Annotated in this window: 11 protein-coding genes and 1 pseudogene; 6 read left to right on the plus strand and 6 right to left on the minus strand. The window is 74.4% G+C overall.

The genetic code is table 11. The annotated features are described in order from the left end of the window. The first annotated feature begins 263 nt into the window (after positions 1 to 263). Positions 264 to 1,655, plus strand: coding sequence for an MATE family efflux transporter (locus ET495_RS15245; RefSeq protein WP_129205489.1), 1,392 nt, complete (start codon positions 264 to 266; stop codon positions 1,653 to 1,655). A gap of 13 nt (positions 1,656 to 1,668) precedes the next feature. Here ET495_RS15245 and ET495_RS15250 read toward each other — a convergent pair whose 3' ends face one another. Together ET495_RS15250 and ET495_RS15255 are read right to left on the minus strand one after the other, a co-directional pair. Continuing rightward, positions 1,669 to 3,909 carry a DEAD/DEAH box helicase gene (locus ET495_RS15250; RefSeq protein ID WP_129205490.1) on the minus strand — a complete coding sequence of 747 codons (2,241 nt, stop codon included), beginning with the start codon at positions 3,907 to 3,909 and terminating at the stop codon, positions 1,669 to 1,671. 35 nt (positions 3,910 to 3,944) lie between these two features. Beyond that, on the minus strand, positions 3,945 to 4,628 hold the full coding sequence (locus ET495_RS15255; RefSeq protein WP_129205491.1) for a TetR/AcrR family transcriptional regulator: 684 nt from the start codon (positions 4,626 to 4,628) through the stop codon (positions 3,945 to 3,947). Between the two features lie 127 nt (positions 4,629 to 4,755). Between ET495_RS15255 and ET495_RS15260 the strand changes: the two genes are divergently transcribed. After that, the gene (locus ET495_RS15260) at positions 4,756 to 6,939 is read left to right on the plus strand and encodes a DUF3533 domain-containing protein (RefSeq protein ID WP_129205492.1); all 2,184 of its coding nucleotides are present in this window, start codon (positions 4,756 to 4,758) and stop codon (positions 6,937 to 6,939) included. A gap of 62 nt (positions 6,940 to 7,001) precedes the next feature. Here the strand turns inward: ET495_RS15260 and ET495_RS15265 are convergent, their stop codons facing one another. Both ET495_RS15265 and ET495_RS15270 read right to left on the minus strand, forming a co-directional pair. Beyond that, positions 7,002 to 7,667 (minus strand): ABC transporter ATP-binding protein, encoded by a 666-nt coding sequence (locus ET495_RS15265; RefSeq protein WP_129205493.1) that lies wholly within the window; start codon positions 7,665 to 7,667, stop codon positions 7,002 to 7,004. 437 nt (positions 7,668 to 8,104) lie between these two features. Further along, entirely contained in the window at positions 8,105 to 9,523 is a 1,419-nt protein-coding gene (locus tag ET495_RS15270; RefSeq protein ID WP_129205494.1) for an isochorismate synthase, read from the minus strand. A 180-nt stretch (positions 9,524 to 9,703) separates the two neighbouring features. Between ET495_RS15270 and ET495_RS15275 the strand changes: the two genes are divergently transcribed. After that, positions 9,704 to 10,399, plus strand: coding sequence for a demethylmenaquinone methyltransferase (locus tag ET495_RS15275; RefSeq protein ID WP_129205495.1), 696 nt, complete (start codon positions 9,704 to 9,706; stop codon positions 10,397 to 10,399). 201 nt (positions 10,400 to 10,600) lie between these two features. On the opposite strand, the gene ET495_RS15285 is transcribed toward ET495_RS15275, so the two are convergent. Both ET495_RS15285 and ET495_RS19775 read right to left on the minus strand, forming a co-directional pair. Then, complete coding sequence (locus ET495_RS15285) at positions 10,601 to 11,263, minus strand: response regulator (RefSeq protein ID WP_129205496.1); 663 nt, start codon at positions 11,261 to 11,263, stop codon at positions 10,601 to 10,603. Positions 11,264 to 11,744: 481 nt separating this feature from the next. Further along, positions 11,745 to 12,674, minus strand: a pseudogene (locus tag ET495_RS19775) (histidine kinase); the annotation flags it as partial. Here ET495_RS19775 and ET495_RS15295 point away from each other — a divergent pair. From ET495_RS15295 to ET495_RS15305, 3 genes are all read left to right on the plus strand, one after another. After that, positions 12,665 to 13,360 (plus strand): ABC transporter ATP-binding protein, encoded by a 696-nt coding sequence (locus tag ET495_RS15295; RefSeq protein ID WP_129205497.1) that lies wholly within the window; start codon positions 12,665 to 12,667, stop codon positions 13,358 to 13,360. The pseudogene ET495_RS19775 and the gene ET495_RS15295 sit on opposite strands and share 10 nt — an antisense overlap. Then, positions 13,357 to 14,646 (plus strand): ABC transporter permease, encoded by a 1,290-nt coding sequence (locus ET495_RS15300; RefSeq protein ID WP_129205498.1) that lies wholly within the window; start codon positions 13,357 to 13,359, stop codon positions 14,644 to 14,646. Before ET495_RS15295 ends, ET495_RS15300 begins: the two co-directional genes overlap by 4 nt. 627 nt (positions 14,647 to 15,273) lie before the next feature. Next, positions 15,274 to 16,581, plus strand: a complete 1,308-nt coding sequence (locus ET495_RS15305) for a geranylgeranyl reductase family protein (protein ID WP_129205499.1) — start codon at positions 15,274 to 15,276, stop codon at positions 16,579 to 16,581. Positions 16,582 to 16,591 lie beyond the last annotated feature (10 nt).

Raw genomic sequence — 16,591 nt, forward strand, 5'->3', positions numbered from 1 at the left:
GCCGGTGGTCGCGACGGCCACGTCGGCGCCCAGGGCCGCCGTGGCCTGGGGAGACTTCGCGCGCTCCTGGCCGGCGTGGTGGTTCGGGCGTGCGACGGCGATCCTCGCCGGGCGGGCCAGAAGGCATGCGTGCCCGGTCCAGGGGAGGGCCGCAGACCGACGGAGAGCAACGGGGGCGAGGCCCTCTCCCCGGGCGTACGATATGGACTGTCGAATCGATTTGACGGGCGCGTCGCGCAGCCCGTAGACCCAGACAGGCCACCGTGCAGAACCTCACCGTCGGGCCGCCGACGCGCCTCATCCTCGGCTTCACGCTTCCCCTGCTCATCGGCAACGTCTTCCAGCAGGTCTACACGTTCACCGACGCCGCCGTCGTCGGGCGGCTGCTCGGCCTCGACGCGCTGGCCGCCGTCGGGGCGTCGGGCAGCCTCGTGTTCCTGCTCGTCGGGTTCTCGTGGGGCGCCAGCGCCGGACTCGCGATCCCCGTCGCGCGCGCGTTCGGCGCCGGCGACCTGGCCGGTGTGCGCCGCTACACGGCCGCCGGCGCGTACGCGTCGGCAGGCATCGCAGCGGTGATCACCGCCGTCGGCGTGGTCTTCGCCCGCGACCTGCTCGCGTTGCTCGACACGCCGCCCGAGATCATCGACCAGGCCACGACGTTCCTCACCGTGACCTTCGCGGGAGCCGCGGCGACGGTGGCGTTCAACTTCCTCGCCTCGACCATCCGGGCGCTCGGCGACAGCCGCACGCCGCTGTACTTCCTCATCGCCTCGTCGCTGCTCAACGCGGGCCTCGTCGCGTTCCTCGTCGGCGTCGCGCACTGGGGCGTCGCGGGCGCGGCGGCCGCGACCGTGCTGGCGCAGGTCGCGTCGGTGGGCGCGTGCGTGGTGCTCATCGTGCGCCGCATGCCCGTGCTGCACCTGCGCCGCGCGGACTGGGCCGCCGCGCGCGGCAGCCTGCGCGAGCCGCTGCGGACCGGGCTGCCCATGGGCTTCCAGATGTCCGTCATCGCGATCGGCGCTCTCGTGCTCCAGCTTGCCGTCAACGGCCTGGGCGCCGTCTCCGTCGCCGCGTTCACCGCGGCCATGCGCGTCGACCAGCTCGCCGTCGCGCCCCTCAACTCGTTCGGCGTCGCGATGGTCACCTACACCGCGCAGAACCGGGGTGCGCGGCAGTGGCACCGCATCCGGGCGGGAGCGCTGCGGACCAGCCTCGTCGCGGCCGGGACCGCCGTCGCGCTCGGCGTGCTGCTGATCGTGTTCGCCGAGCCGGTGGTGGGGCTCTTCGTCGGCCCCGACCAGCCCGAGGTGCTGGGCATGGCCCGCACCTACTTCACGATCAACGGCGGCCTGTACGCGGTGCTGAGCCTGCTGTTCGTGCTGCGCAACGTGGTCCAGGGCCTGGGGCTGTCGAGCGTCCCGACCATCGCGGGTGCCGTCGAGCTGGTCATGCGCTCGACGGCGGCGCTCGTCCTCGTGCGGCACTTCGGGTTCGTGGGCGTCGCGTGGGCCGCACCGCTCGCCTGGATCGGCGCGCTCGTGCCTGTCGCCTTCGCGTGGGCCCGGCAGCGGCGGCTCCTGGCCGACCGGGAGCGGGAGGACGCGCACCCCGAACCGGCCCACTCCCACGAGCCGCTGACCGCGTCCGGGGCGTGACGCCGCCGCGCCGCTACGACGCGTCCAGGCCGTCCCACCACGGGCCGTAACCGAGCCGGGCCTGCTCCCAGGCGACCACCTCGCGTGCGAGCGTGCCCTCGGTGACGTCGACCGCTGCGACGGCCGCGGCCGCCACGCTCGACGTGCGCACGTACTCGTCGAACACCCGCTGCTTGCCGGCCAGCAGCTCCACGATCCGCTCGTCGACGCCGTCCTCGGCGAGCAGCCGGTGGGCGTGGACCGTCCGCACCTGCCCCATCCGGTGCAGCCGGGCGACGGCCTGCTCCTCGGCGGACGGGGTGAGCTGCGGCTCGCACAGCACGACGACGCTCGCCGCGTGGAGGTTGAGCCCCGTCCCGCCCACGGTGATCTGCGCGACGAGGACGGCACCGACGTCGTCGGCGAACGCGTCCACCAGGCCCAGGCGCTCGGCGACGGGCACGTCGCCGCTCAGCGGGCCGTGGACCGTCACGCCGCGCGCACGCAGCGTGGCGGCGACGGTGTCGAGCACGTCACGGAAGTAGGAGAACACGACGGTGCGGCGGCCCTCGTCGCGCGCCTCGTCGACGATCTCGACCAGCCGCGACAGCTTGGCGCAGGCCTGCGGCCCGGGCCCCGCGGCCCAGGCGGCGCGCCGCATCGCCATGAGGTTGCCCGCCGCGACGGCCTCCCGGTAGGCGCGGTCGTCGGCCTCGGTGAGGTCGACCCACTGGTCGCGGGCGATGACCCCGGGCAGCTCGACGAGCACGTCGGCCTGGTTGCGGCGCAGGTAGACCGGCGCCACCACCTGCCGGAACGCGTCGGGCCCGAGCAGGCCCAGATGCCCGGGGAACGTGGCGGCCAGGTCGGGCTGGAGCACGCGCACGAGCTCGAGGAAGTCCTCGAGCCGGTTGTCCATCGGCGTCCCGGTCAGGAAGACGACCCGCCACACGCGCTGCGCCCACGCGCCGACGGACCGCGCGCGGCCCGTCCGCGGGTTCTTGACGTAGTGCGCCTCGTCCACGACCAGGAGCCCGACGTCGCCGACGTCCGCGGGCACGTGCGCGAGGCCCTCGAACGTCGTCAGCCCGACGCCGCCGCCGTCCGCCCAGGCGGCGATGGCCTCGGCGCGGCGCTCGCCGTGCATGCGGTGGGCGGGCATCGTCGTGCGCTGCTCGACCTCGCGCGCCCAGTTGGCGAGCAGGCTCGCCGGGCAGACCACGAGGAACCGGCGGTGGCCGGTCGCGCGCAGGTGCGACATGACGGCCAGCGCCTGGACGGTCTTGCCCAGGCCCATCTCGTCACCGATCAGCGCCCTGCCCTGGTGGAGCGCGAACCGCGCGCCGAACTCCTGGTACCCGCGCAGCGACACCCGCATCGCCGCCAGGTCGAGGGGTTGGGCGTTGACGCGGTCGACGAGACCCTGCGGCAGCAGGCCGCGCGCCGACAGCACCGCCTGCGCCTGCGGGGCGATGCCCACGAGGGCGGTGTAGTACTCGGCCGACCGTCGCTCGAAGTCGGCCGCGAGGTCGAACGGCCCCGGATCGGGCTCCGCGACGGCGGCGCCCAGCCGGGCGAGCAGCTCGGGCAGGCCCGCGCCGGCGGGCGACGAGTCCCACGACGCCAGCGCGGTGAGCCCCGCGTGCGCGGCGCGGCGGGTCGAGGGCCGCGCGACCCACAGCCGTGCCGTGTGGCGGGCCGGACGCGCCGTGGCGAGAGCCGCGGTGGTGGCGGTGACGTAGTCGTCGAGCGTGGTGCGGTGGGGCTCGACGAGCGGACGCAACCGCATCACACGGTGCAGCAGCGCGAGGAGCCGGTCCGCTCCGGCGGGCGTCGGCAGCCCGGCCCGGTCGACGCCGACCCGCAGCGGGTGCAGGGCCGCGGCCGCCTCGGCGAGCTGCCCGACGGCGGCCACCACGCCGCGCGCCGTCGTCTCGCCGACTCCCGGCAGGGCGGCGAGCTCGCGCGGGCCGACGTCGAGCAGGTCGGCGGCGGTGAGGTACCCGGCTGCCTGCACGGCCGACAGGCGCAGGTTGCGGTCGGTCATCTCGCCCAGGCGCGTCGCGTCGACCTGCGCGAGCTCGGCGCGCACCCTGCGGCGTTCGTCGTCGTGGACCCACGCGCTCACCGCGACGACGGTCGCGTCGAGGTGGTCGAGCACCTCGCGCGCGGCGGCGACGAGGCGCGTGTGGCGGTCGGTGAGCGTGCGCGCCGCGCGAGCCCGGGCCGTCGCCGAGGCCGTCCCCTGCGTGGGGCTCGGCGGATCTGATGGCACGAGCCAGAGCGTATCCACAGGGCGGGCGCCGCGGCTCAGCCCGGCGCCGGCACGACTCCTCGCGTCGCCGGGCCGGGCGCGGTCTCGGGTGCCGTCTCGGGGTAGTCGCTGGCAAGGCTCGACGGCGCTTGAAGCATGCCGGTGATGGCGTCGGCCAGGAACATCCCGACGCCCGCCCAGTGCGGGTCCGTGCCGTCGCAGGCGGTGGCCCGTTCGACGTCGGCGCAGGTCATGATCACCATGCCGGTCATGATGGTCAGACGGCCGTGCGCGATGGCCGGCGTGAGGTGGTGGAGGCGGGCGAGGATGGACCGGCCGGCCTCCCGCTCGAGCCGACCCAGGCCGAGGCCGATCTGGGTGAGCTCGGCGATCCCCGCCTGGTAGTGCGCGCGGGCCATGAAGCGGGCCCGCCAGGACGGCGCGGGCAGCGCCGCCAGCGCCGAGGTCACCGGCAGGACGAGGCTGCGCACGTCGCCGAGCAGCGACTCGGACGCTTCCAGCAGCCTGACGCGCTCGTCGCGCAGCGAGGCCAGGTGCCGTTCGATCAAGGCGCGCAGGAGCCCCTCGCGGTCCCCGAAGTGGTAGCGCACGGCGGAGTGGTTCTTCTGCCCGGCGGCCTCGGCGACGCGGCGGTCGGACACGTCCGCGATGCCGTGCTCGGCGAAGAGGCGCTCGGCGGCGTCGAGCAGCACCTCACGTGCCGGGGCGGGCCTTGTCATGGGGTTCTGCTCCTCCGGTCGGGGCGGGGGCGAGGGCGCGGCTCCTCGAAGGATACCGACGCTGTTGACATCTAAGTCACGTGGCGTAATGTGGCCGCAGCCTTCTTGAGAACCGGAGCCCACCCCCATGGAATCGCCCAGCCTGACGCTCGCCGAACCTGCGCCCGAGACCTCGGCGCAGACCCCGCTCCAGGGCACCGGCGCTCACCCGCAGCCGGCGCCCGAGCACCCGGCCCGCGCCGCCGCCCACCGTGGCGGTCGCGGCGGCCTCAAGGGAAAGGTCGTCGCCTACGCCGGGATGCTCGCCTTCCCGTTCGTGATGGTCATGATGATGTTCTCGACCTACGTCGGCACGATGCACACCGCACAGGTGGTCGACCTGCCCGTGGCCGTCGTCGGCGCGGCCGGTCAGCCGGGCGCCGTCCTCGACGTCTTCGACGCCCTGGACGCGCTGCCCGACCACCAGGTGGCGCCGCGGCTCGTGGCCACGCAGGACGAGGCGCGCGCGCTGCTCGGCCGCCAGGAGATCGCCGCCGCCGTCGTGCCGCCGTCGGGCACCGGCACCACCGCGACCATGCTGGTCGCCGGAGCCTCGGGCGCCGCCAAGACGCAGACGGCGCAGACGCTGGTGCTCCCGGCAGCCGCCGGGCTCGGCTGGAGCACCCAGGTGGAGGACGTCGCCCCGCTGCCCAGCGGCGACTCCTCCGGCACCGTCGTCATGTTCGCCGCCATGGGCATGATGCTGGCCGGGTACGTCCCGCTGAGCATCATGATGATGGGCACCCCGCACCTGCTGCGGCTGCGGCGGTTCCTGCCCGTGCTGGCCGGCTGGGCCGTGGCCGTCCCCACCGTGATCTGGCTGCTGCTCGGCCCGCTCGTCGGCGGCGTCGAGGGCCACTACCTGACGTTCCTCGGGATCGGCGCGCTCACGATCTCGGCCGTGGGGCTCGTCCAGCTCGCCGTCACCAAGGTGGTCGGGCCGCTCGCCGTGCTGTTCGGCATGCTGCTCCTCGTCGTGTTCGGCATGCCGTCGTCGAACCTCGCCCTGCCCATCGAGTCGATGCCGGGCTTCTTCCAGGCGCTCCACCACGTCCTGCCCCTGCCCGCCGCGGGCGAGGCGCTGCGCTCGATCCTCTACTTCGACGGCGTCGGGCTCGCCCCCCACCTGGTCGTCCTCGCCGTCGGGCTCGTCGTCGGCCTCGCGGCCGCGTCCGTGGTGGACCGCAAGAACGGCGACGTCATCCCCATGGCGTCGAAGTTCGAGGACGCCGACACCCCGCTGCCCGCACTGCCCGGCGGGCCCGTCCGCTCGAAGCGCACGCGCTACATCGCCGCGGCCGCCTTCCCCGGCGCGACGCTCGTGCTGATGGTCGGGCTCATGGGCTTCTCCATGCACGCGCCGACGCTGCACGACATGCCGGTCGCCGTCGTCGGCCCGACGGCCGAGATCGCCGCGCAGACGGCAGAAGGCCTGCAGGGCTCGCTCGGCGACGTCGTCGACCCGCGCGTCATCGACTCCGTCGAGCTCGCCGACACGGCCATCGAGGACCAGGAGATCGTGGCCGCGTTCGTCCTGCCGGGCGCCGAGGGCGAGCCGGCCACCCTGCGCACCGCCTCCGGGGCCGGGGCGGCCCAGCAGAAGGCGTCGGCCACCATCTTCGGCCAGATCGCCGCAGCGCAGGGCCTCACGCTCACCCAGGTCGACGTCGCACCGCTCACCACGCACGACGTGCAGGGCACCAACACCATGTACATCGCGATGTCCTGGGTCATGGCCGGGTTCCTCATCTGCACGGTGCTGCGCGGCGGTGCGCCCCAGCTCCGCACGATCACCCACCAGCTCCCGCTCCTCGCCGGCTGGGCCGTCGGGATGTCGGTGGCCCTGTGGTTCCTGTTCTCCGTCGTCATCGGCGCCGTGGACGCCAACGCCGCCGGGCTGATCGGGTGCGGCGCGCTGGCCATCCTCGCGGTGTCGCTGGCGACCTCGGTGCTCACCCGCACCGTCGGGATGGCCGCCGTGCCCCTCGTCGTCGTCGTGATGATGCTCGTGGGCGTGCCCGCGTCCGGTGGGGGCCTCTCGCTCTACATGGTTCCCGGCGTGTTCCAGAGCCTGCACCACGTGCTGCCGCTGCCGGCCGCCGTCGACGTCGTGCGGTCGCTCAGCTACTTCGGGGGCACCGGCGTCGGGAGCGGGCTGCTCACCCTCACGGCGTGGGCCGCCGCCGGGCTGATCGCCAACGTGCTGGCCGACCGGCACCTGGCCACGCGGCCCGCGCACCCGCAGCCCGAGCGGTTCATGCCGCAGCGCTGAGCCCGACCTCGAGGGCGGGCGTGGCGACGGCCAGGTGCCGCGTGAGCCACGCCCCCCGCGGCTCAGACCGCCGCGGGGACCAGCCCGAGCTCGACGACGTCGTCGGCGAACGCCGCCGCGCGGACGTCACGCGTCGCGACCAGGACGCACACGCCCTTCGCCGCGACCTCGCCCAGCGCCTGCCACACCTGGCGGGTGGTGCCGGCGTCGAGGCCGCCCGTGGGCTCGTCGGCCAGCAGGATCGCGGGCTCCGTCAGCAGGGCTCGGCACAGCGCCACGCGCTGCGCCTGACCGCCGGGCATCTCGGTGGGGCGCAGATCCGCATGGTCGGCCAGACCGAACCGGTCCAGCATGGCCAGGGCCCGTTGCCGGGCGGTCCTCGGGTTCAGCCCCTCGTAGACGGCGCTCTCGATGACGTTCTCCGTCAGGGAGCGCGTCGAGTCGAGCATCGCGTCCTGGAACGCGAACCCGACCTGCTGGGACCGCCAGACCGAACGCCGCCAGTCGGGCCACCCCGTGATGGCGGTGCCGCAGTGCAGCACATGCCCGGACGTGGGGCTCAGCAGCCCCGCAAGCAGGTACAGGAGGCTCGACTTGCCGGACCCGGGCGGCCCGGTCAGCGCGGTCACCCGGTGCGAGGAGAACGACGCGTCCAGCCCGGTGAACACCGGCGTCACCCGGCGCGGGTAGATGAAGCGGAGGGCGCGCGCCTCCAGGACGACGCTCATGCGACCCCTCCCGGTTCCGGCGCGACCCGCGCCCCGTCCTGCCTCGCCCCCACGGCGAGACGTGCGGTCTCGCTCGCCGCCCCGTGCCCTGCGGCCGTCCGCTCGCACACCCGTGTGCGAGGGCCGCGACGCCAAGACGTGGCGGTGCCCTGACGACCCCTTCGATGTTGCGCATCCAGCACGGCCTTGACCAATCTCTCCGATGCGATTGATACCGCGAAGAAAGTAGCGTCGGCGTGAAGAAGGTCCTGTGCCGGTGTCATCGCGTGAACGCAGACCGGCGCTCTTTGACCGTCATTTCTTTCTGCGGTGGCGTGGGGAAATGATGACGCGAAGAGGTCGAGTGCAATTGTTCGCCGTCTCTCGCCCGGGCGGTATTGTCGACAATGTTTGCCGTGTGATGCTCTGTGCGGGTCCGGGCTCGGCGCCTCGGGAGCTCAGCTACCCAGCGCCCACCGCATCGGTACCAGCTTGGCCTCCGACTCCGCCAGCTCTGCCGCCGGGTCCGACGCCGCCACGACGCCGCACCCGGCGAAGAGACGCACCCGGTGCGGGTCGGCGTCGTCGAGCCGTGCCGAGCGCAGCGCGATGCCCCACTCGCCGTCGCCGTCGCCGCCCATCCAGCCGACCGGCCCGGCGTAGCGGCCCCGGTCCATGCCTTCGAGCTCGCGGATGAGCTCGCGTGCCGGCGCCGTCGGGGTGCCGCACACCGCGGCCGACGGGTGCAGCGCCGCGGCGAGCGTCAGCGACGACGGCGGCCCGCCGGGCGTGCCTCCGGAGGTCCCGGCCGCGCGGTCCAGCACACCGGTGACGTCGCTCGCGAGGTGCATGACGTTGGGCAGGTGCAGCACGAACGGCTGCTCGGGCACGTTCATGGACGTGCAGAACGGCTCCAGCGCGCGGGCCACGGAGACGACGGCGTGCTCGTGCTCCTCCAGGTCCTTCGACGAGCGGGCCAGGTGCGCGGCGCGCAGCAGCGCGTCGTCGTCGGTCATGCCCGGCTCGCGGCGGATCGTGCCGGCGAGCACGCGCGAGGCGACCAGCCCCTTCTCGGAGCGCACCAGCAGCTCGGGGGTCGCCCCCACCATCCCTGCCACGGAGAACGCCCAGGTCGCCTCGTAGGCGCGCGCGAGCCGGCGCAGCATCCAGCGCGGGTCGAGCGGGTGCTCAGCCGTGGCGACGACGTCCCGCGCGAGCACGACCTTCTCCAGCCGCCCCGCCTGGATGCGGGCGACCGCGTCGGCCACGATGCCGGGCCATCCCGTCGCGTCGACGGCGCCGTCCGACTCGGTGACGGTGCCGGGCGAGGCGACCGGCTCGCGCCGTGCGGGGTCGAGCAGCGCCGCCGTCGGGGCGGCGTCGAGCGTGGCGGAGATGGTCGTGATCCAGGCCTGGCCGCCGCGGCGCCCGACGACGACCCGGGGCACCACGAGCACGCCCCCCTCGGCGGACTCCGCGTCGAAGGCGAACGAGCCGAAGGCCACCGGCCCGGTGCCGGGCAGCCGGACGTCGTCGCGCACGACGGCACGGTCGAGCACCGCCTGCCAGGCGGCCTCGGCGGCGGCGAACCGCTCGGCGCCGCGGGTGTCGACGCGCAGCGCCTCGCCCCAGCCGACGATGCCGTCGCCGCGCCGCACCCAGGCGAGGGGTGCGCCGCCGGCGCGGTCGGCCCCGGCGGCGGCGCGCAGGGGGAGCCCCGAGGCGGGCAGGAGGTCGACGAGCGTGGTGAGGCCGTCGTCGGGCAGGTCGAGGGCCGCCGTTCGCACGACCAGCGGCTGCGCCTCGGGGAGCGGGCTTGTCGATCCGGACCGGCGCCCCGGGCGGCCTGCAGGGTGAGGAAAGGTGCTCGCGGACATCGCCCCCCAGGGTAGACCCGGACGCGTCCGGTTCCAGGTCCCGGCCGCGTGACCCGCGCCTCCGTGGCCTCGCCGCGCCCGGGCCCCCGTCCTGGGCCCTCGTCCTGGGCCCTCATCCTGGGCCCTCATCCCGGGACCGTCGTGTCCGGCGTCGGTGCGGTGCGTGGGAGCATGGGGCGCATGCCACGTGCCACCCTGGAGAAGCACCCCGGCGAGGTCGCGTCGATGTTCGACGGGATCGCCGAGCGGTACGACCTCGTCAACGACCTTGTCTCGCTCGGGCAGGACAGGCGCTGGCGCCGGCTCGTGCGCGAGGCCGTCGCGGCGGCACCGGGCGAGAAGGTGCTGGACCTCGCGGCCGGGACGGGGACCTCGAGCGAGCCGTTCGAGCTCGACGGCGCCCACGTGGTCCCCTCGGACATCTCGCTCGGCATGCTGACGGTGGGCAAGCGCCGCCGCCCCGACCTGCCGTTCGTCGCGGGCGACGCGACGGCGCTGCCGTTCGCCGACGGTGCGTTCGACGCGGTGACGATCAGCTTCGGGCTGCGCAACGTCGTCGACACCGCGGGTGCGCTGCGCGAGATGCTGCGCGTCGTGCGGCCCGGCGGGCGGCTGGTGGTGTGCGAGTTCTCGACGCCGACCTGGGCCCCGTTCCGCACCGTCTACATGGAGTACCTGATGCGGGCGCTGCCCGTGGTGGCGGGCGCCGTGACGCGCGACAAGGGCTCGTACGACTACCTCGCCGAGTCGATCCGCTCGTGGCCCGACCAGACCGGGCTCGCGCACCTGATGCTCGACGCCGGCTGGGAGCGTGTCGCCTACCGCAACCTCACGGGCGGGATCGTCGCGCTGCACCGCGCCGCCAAGCCCGCCTGACCGGCTCGCGCGCACCACGGAGGCGCTCGACCCGAAGGACGCGGCGCACGGCCCGAGCGCCGACGGCGGCCGGAGCACGGGCTCCGTGCACGGCTCGGAGACCAAGGGTCCGGTCCAGAAGGCGGTCCGCCGCACGAGCGGCCGAGCCGCCGGCGCCTCCACGCCGCCACGCCAACACGCCACCACGCCACCACGCCACAGTCACGCCCCCTGCGGCCGCACCAGCCCGTTCTCGTATGCCGCGATGACGAGCTGGGCGCGGTCGTGGGCGTGCAGCTTGGTCATGATCCGGTTGACGTGGGTCTTGGCGGTGTGCGGCGAGATGACGAGGCGCTCGGCGATCTCGGCGTTGGACAGCCCGGATCCGACGAGCGTGAGAATCTCGACCTCGCGCTCGGTGAGGTGTTCGAGCGCCCGCGGCACGGTGCCCGCGGCGGTGGGTCGCACGTAGCGGTCGATGAGGGCGCGCGTCGCGGCCGGCGAGAGCAGGGCCTCGCCCCCGTGTACGGCCCGGACCGCCGCGATGATCGCGTCGGGCTCGGAGCCCTTGCCGAGGAACCCGCTGGCTCCGGCGCGCAGCGCGCCGACGATGACGGCGTCCTCCTCGAAGGTGGTCAGCACGAGGACGTGCACGTCGGCGAGCGCCGGGTCGTCGCAGATGGCTCGCGTCGCGTCGATGCCGTCCATGCCGGGCATGCGGATGTCCATGAGCACGACGTCGGGGCGCAGCCGTCGCGCGAGCTCGACGGCTCGCCGCCCGTCGCCGGCCTCCCCGACGACGTGGAGCCCGTCGGCGTGCGTGACGAGGTCGGCGACGGCCGACCTGATGAGGGTCTGGTCGTCCACGATCAGGACGCTGATCATCCTGCCTCCCGGGGCCGAGCTCGACGGGCAGGTCGGCGGTCAGCGCCCACGTGCCGGTGCCGTCGTCCCCGTAGGTCAGAGTGCCGCGCACCGCCTCGACGCGCTCGGCCATGCCGACGATCCCGTGCCCGGTGCCGACCGCCTCGGGTGCCTGCGGCCGGTCGGCGACACGGTTCGTGACGGTCAGCCGCAGGTGGCCGGGCAGGTGCTCGACCAGCAGGTGCGCGCTCGTGCCGGCGCCGTGCTTGTGCGCGTTGGTCAGCGCCTCCTGGATGACGCGCAGCGCTGTCGCGTCGACGGTGCCGGGCAGCTCGCGCGGCGTGCCCTCGACGCGCACCGAGACGGCGAGCCCGTGGACGGCGAGCCCGCGCACGACGTCGTCGAGCTGGGCGAGCCCGGGCGGGCCCAGCGCGGGTGCGTCGGGGTCGCGCAGCGTCGCCATGAGGTCGCCGATCTCGGCGAGCACGGCCCGGGAGGAAGCGCGGATCGTGCCGAGCGCGCGCTCGGCGTCGTCGGGCCTCGCGCGGACCGCGGACGACGCCGCCCCCGCGTGCAGGTTGATGACGGCGATCTGGTGGGCGACGACGTCGTGCAGGTCGCGGGCGATCGACAGGCGGGCCTCGGCCACGCGCTGCCGGGCGAGCGCCTCGCGTGTGGCCTCGGCGCGGTCGGCGCGCTCGCGCGCCTCGGTGAGCTGGTCGCGTTGCGAGCGCACGGCTTCCCCGAGTGCCGACCCGAGCAGGACGGCGAGCACATGCTGGCCGGACCAGTCCCCGACCACCGCCGTGCGGGCGGCGACGACGACGGCGACGGCCAGCGTGAGCAGGATCGCGTCGCGTCGGCGCAGGTGCTGCACGCAGGTGTAGACGGCGATCGCGACGGCGGCCGCTCCGCCGGCGCCCTGGTGGCCGAGCAGCGCGGGCACGACCGCGAGCAGGAGCGTGAGCGCGACGACGGTGCGCGGCCACCGGCGGCGCCCGAGCAGCACGATCGCGGCGGCGGCCTGGAGCGCGATGCCGCCGGCGGTCCAGTGCGGCGCGGTCCCGCGGTCGGGGGGCACCGCGCCCGCGAGCAGCACCCCCGCGGTGGCGGCGACGTGCCCGAACCAGGGCCACGACCAGGGCGGGTTCACCGCGACGGGCGCCAGCGGCGCCCACCGGCTCGTCCTGATGCTGTCCACGTCCCTGCTGTCCACGTCTCTGCTGCCCACGTCCCTGCTGCCCACGTCCCCGCCGTCCACGTGCCCAGCATCGCCCAGCGTGCGCGCGCGCACGTCCCGCGCGGGGCGTAGCGCGCGTACTGCGGACGCGGTACGCGGGTGACCGCACCAGCGGGATCCGGCGCGGGACCGTCCCGGCGAGAGTGGACGCGTTCCGACAACCACCCCGGCGAAGGGCAACCATGACCGCACCGTTGATCTCGGTCCGAGATCTGCACAAGACCTACGGGACCGGGTCCGCCGCGTTCCACGCCCTGCGCGGGGTCGACCTCGACATCCGGCGCGGGGAGTCGCTGGCGATCGTCGGCAAGTCGGGCTCCGGCAAGTCGACGCTCATGCATCTGCTCGCGCTGCTCGACCGGCCGACGTCGGGCACGATCACGCTCGACGGCGTCGAGACCTCGACCCTGGCCGAGCGCGAGCTCAACAAGACGCGCAACGCCATGTTCGGGTTCGTGTTCCAGCAGTTCTTCCTCACGCCCTCGACGAGCGTGCTCGACAACGTCACGATGCCGCTGACGATCGCGGGCGTCCCGGCGCGCGAGCGCAACGCGCGCGGCATGGCCGCGCTCGAGCAGCTCGACATCGCGGACAAGGCGGGCAACAAGGCCAACGACCTGTCGGGGGGTCAGAAGCAGCGCGTCGTCATCTCGCGCGCGCTCATCAACCGCCCGCAGGTGATCTTCGCGGACGAGCCGACGGGCAACCTCGACTCCGCGACGGGCGAGGTCGTCGCGGACATCCTGTTCGACCTCAACCGTCGCCAGGGCATCACGCTCGTCGTCGTCACGCACGACCTCGACCTGGCCGCCCGCTGCGACCGCAGCGTCGTCGTGCGCGACGGCCTGTTCGCCGACGACCTGGAGGTGGCCGCATGAAGCCGCTCGACGTGATCCGCCGCGCGTTCGCGAACGCGTTCCGCTCCCGTCTGCGCACCACGCTGACGGTCGTGGCCATCGTGATCGGCGCGTTCACCCTGACGCTCACCAACGCCATCGGGGCGGGCGTCAACAGCTTCGTGGACGACACGGTCGCGTCGCTGGGCGTCGACGACGTCATGACGGTCATGCGCGCCAACCCGCAGGCCGACGCCGGCTCAGGCCCCGCCCGCTACGACCCCGACCAGGTGCAGGCGGGCGGCGGCGGGTTCCTGGGCGCGACCGCCGCCCTCACGGACGCCGACCTCGACACGATCGCGGCGACCGAGGGCGTGCAGTCGGTGCGGCCCATGCTGAGCGCCTCGCTCGACTACGTCCAGCACGAGTCGTCCGACCGCTTCCAGCTCACGGTGCGCCAGATGATCCCCGGCATGCACGTCGAGCTCGCCGCGGGAGAGCAGCTCACGCTCGACGGGCAGGACGCGCAGCTCATCCTGCCGTCGTCGTACGTCGACCCCCTCGGGTTCGCCGACGACGACGCCGCGATCGGCGCGACCGTGACGCTCGCCCTGACCGACGCCACGGGCACTCAGGTCACGACGACGGCGACCGTCGTCGGCGTCGCCGAGCCCGGGCTCGTGGCCGGGACCGCGGCGGTGCCGAACGAGGCGCTGCTGCAGACGCTGAGCGATCTGCAGGCCGTCGGCCGCCCGGCCTCCGTGCCGGCCGCGCATGTCGCGGCGATGGCGTGGTTTGACGCCGGCGCGGGCACCGAGGCGACCCAGGCGTTGCAGGACTCGCTCGCCGGCGAGGGCTTCACGGCGACCACCCTGACCGACCAGCTCGGCGCCTTCACCTCGGTGATCGACACCATCGTGCTGATCCTCAACGGGTTCGCGATCATCGCGCTCGTCGCCGCCTCGATCGGCATCGTCAACACGCTGTTCATGGCCGTGCAGGAACGCACGCGCGAGGTCGGGCTCATGAAGGCCATGGGCCTGTCGAGCGCGAAGGTCTTCTCGCTGTTCAGCGTCGAGGCCGTGGTGATCGGGCTGCTCGGCTCCGCGATCGGCGTCGTGCTCGCCTTCGCGACCGGCGAGGTCGTCCAGGCGGCGCTCTCGGGGTCGATCCTCGCCGACCTGCCCGGCCTGCAGCTCGTGCTGCTCGAACCGGGAACGGTCGCCCTCGTCGTCGTCGGCGTCATGGCGATCGCGTTCCTCGCCGGGACGCTGCCCGCGCTGCGGGCCGCGAAGCAGGACCCGATCTCGTCGCTGCGGTACGAGTGACGTGACGGCCCGGTGCCCTCCGCGCGCTGCGGCGCGCGGAGGGCACCGTCATGCAGGCGTCCGTCACGGCCACCACCGTGCGCACCTTCGCCGCCTCGCCCGCGGACGGCGGCACGCACGGCTCGCCGATCGCCTCGCTCGGGCCCGCCGACTCGGCGAGCTGAGGCACGGGCGCCAGGCCCGCGACGGGCACGAGGTTCGCCTCATCATCCGAGGTCAGGCACTTCTGGCTGCCCTGGCCCGGTGCGCCACGCCACGAACGGCGGACCGGGGCTGAGCCCCGCGCGGCGCGGCAGGAGCGCCCGGAGGCCACGTACGTCGGCACCGCGCGGTACTGATCGGGACCTTCCGGACGGTGCGGACATCGTTCTCACGGCGACACGTGGCGACGTTCGGTTCCAAAGTCGGTCCGGCTGCCGAAGTTCGCGCGTACGATCCACCCCTGCGGAGGGGCGTGGATTTTCCCAGGTCGCTCCGCTGCTCACCGGTGTCCGGCGGCATCCGCTACCCATGCGGGCGCCGAGTGGCTATGGTGACGTGGGGGTTGTGACTCGGTTCACAAGGCTGGTGCCGTCGTGTCCGGGCAAGTCTACGGTGCGTGACGAAGACGCGACGAGGAGGTGGGCGGTGCGCGCGGGAGCGAACGACGACGCCGACGTCGTCGTCGTCGGCGCCGGTCCGGCCGGCTCCTCGACGGCGCACTGGTGCGCCGCCGCCGGCCTCGACGTCCTGCTCCTGGAGAAGGCCGCCTTTCCGCGCGACAAGGTTTGCGGGGACGGGCTGACGCCACGCGCGGTCGCCGAGCTGACGCGCATGGGCGTCGACCTCGACCCGGCGGACGGGTGGATCCGCAACGACGGCCTGCGCGTGCTCGCGGGCCGTCGCTCATGGGAGCTGCCCTGGCCCGAGGTCACCGCGTTCCCCAGCTACGGCTCGGCGATGGCCCGCGCCGTCCTCGACCACCGGCTCGCCCAGCATGCCCAGCGCAGCGGCGCCAAGCTGCTCGAACGCACCAAGGTCACCGGACCCGTGCAGGACGACCGCACGGGACGCGTCGTGGGCGTCCGAGCGCAGGCCGCGGACGGACGCGAGGTCGTGTACCGCGCGCCCGTCGTCGTCGCCGCCGACGGCGTCAGCTCGCGGTTCGCGACGGCGCTGGGCATCGCCCGGCGCGACGACCGCCCGCTCGGCACGGCCTACCGCACCTACTTCCGCACCGACGGCGCGGGCACCCGCACCGCCCGGCACGCGGACACCTGGATGGAGTCGCACCTCGAGCTGTGGGCGGGCGAGCCGGGCCAGAGCGCCCTGCTGCCGGGCTACGGCTGGATCTTCGCCCTGGGCGACGGCACCGTGAACGTGGGCCTCGGCTCGGTGAGCTCGACGCCGCAGCGCCAGTCGGCCGTGGGGCACGACTACCGGGCGCTGCTGGCGCAGTGGATCGCGAGCACCCCCGAGGAGTGGGGGTTCACCCCCGAGAACCAGATCGGGCCGATCCGGGGCGCCGCGCTTCCCATGGGGTTCAACCGCAGCCCGATGTACCGCGACGGCACGATCCTGGTCGGCGACGCCGCCGGCATGGTCAGCCCGTTCAACGGCGAGGGCATCGCGTACGCGCTCCAGGCGGGGCGGGTCGCCGCCGACGCGATCGCCCAGGCACGCACCCGTACGAGCGACGCGGCCCGCGAGGCCGTGCTCGGCGGCTACGCCGAGCGCATGCGCGCCGACCTCGGCGGCTACTACACGCTGGGCCGGGCCTTCGTCCGGCTCATCGAGCACCCGGCGATCATGCGGTTCGGGACGCGCTACGCGCTGCCCGTCCCGGCCGTCATGAGCCTCGTGCTGAAACTGCTGTCCGACTGCTACGAGCCGCGCGGCGGCGACTGGGTCGACCGACTCATCTCCGCGCTGACGCGGGTCGTGCCGGCGGCCTGACGGCCGGGCG

The organism is Xylanimonas allomyrinae, assembly GCF_004135345.1.
GTDB classification, from domain to species: Bacteria; Actinomycetota; Actinomycetes; order Actinomycetales; family Cellulomonadaceae; genus Xylanimonas; species Xylanimonas allomyrinae.

What these genes read in the sequence shown, in the direction of transcription:
- ET495_RS15285 (WP_129205496.1), bottom strand. Translation starts at nt 11,263, where the DNA reads ATGATCAGCGTCCTGATCGTGGACGACCAGACCCTCATCAGGTCGGCC.
- ET495_RS15255 (WP_129205491.1), bottom strand. Translation starts at nt 4,628, where the DNA reads ATGACAAGGCCCGCCCCGGCACGTGAGGTGCTGCTCGACGCCGCCGAG.
- ET495_RS15295 (WP_129205497.1), top strand. Translation starts at nt 12,665, where the DNA reads ATGACCGCACCGTTGATCTCGGTCCGAGATCTGCACAAGACCTACGGG.
- ET495_RS15270 (WP_129205494.1), bottom strand. Translation starts at nt 9,523, where the DNA reads ATGTCCGCGAGCACCTTTCCTCACCCTGCAGGCCGCCCGGGGCGCCGG.
- ET495_RS15275 (WP_129205495.1), top strand. Translation starts at nt 9,704, where the DNA reads ATGCCACGTGCCACCCTGGAGAAGCACCCCGGCGAGGTCGCGTCGATG.
- ET495_RS15260 (WP_129205492.1), top strand. Translation starts at nt 4,756, where the DNA reads ATGGAATCGCCCAGCCTGACGCTCGCCGAACCTGCGCCCGAGACCTCG.
- ET495_RS15265 (WP_129205493.1), bottom strand. Translation starts at nt 7,667, where the DNA reads ATGAGCGTCGTCCTGGAGGCGCGCGCCCTCCGCTTCATCTACCCGCGC.
- ET495_RS15300 (WP_129205498.1), top strand. Translation starts at nt 13,357, where the DNA reads ATGAAGCCGCTCGACGTGATCCGCCGCGCGTTCGCGAACGCGTTCCGC.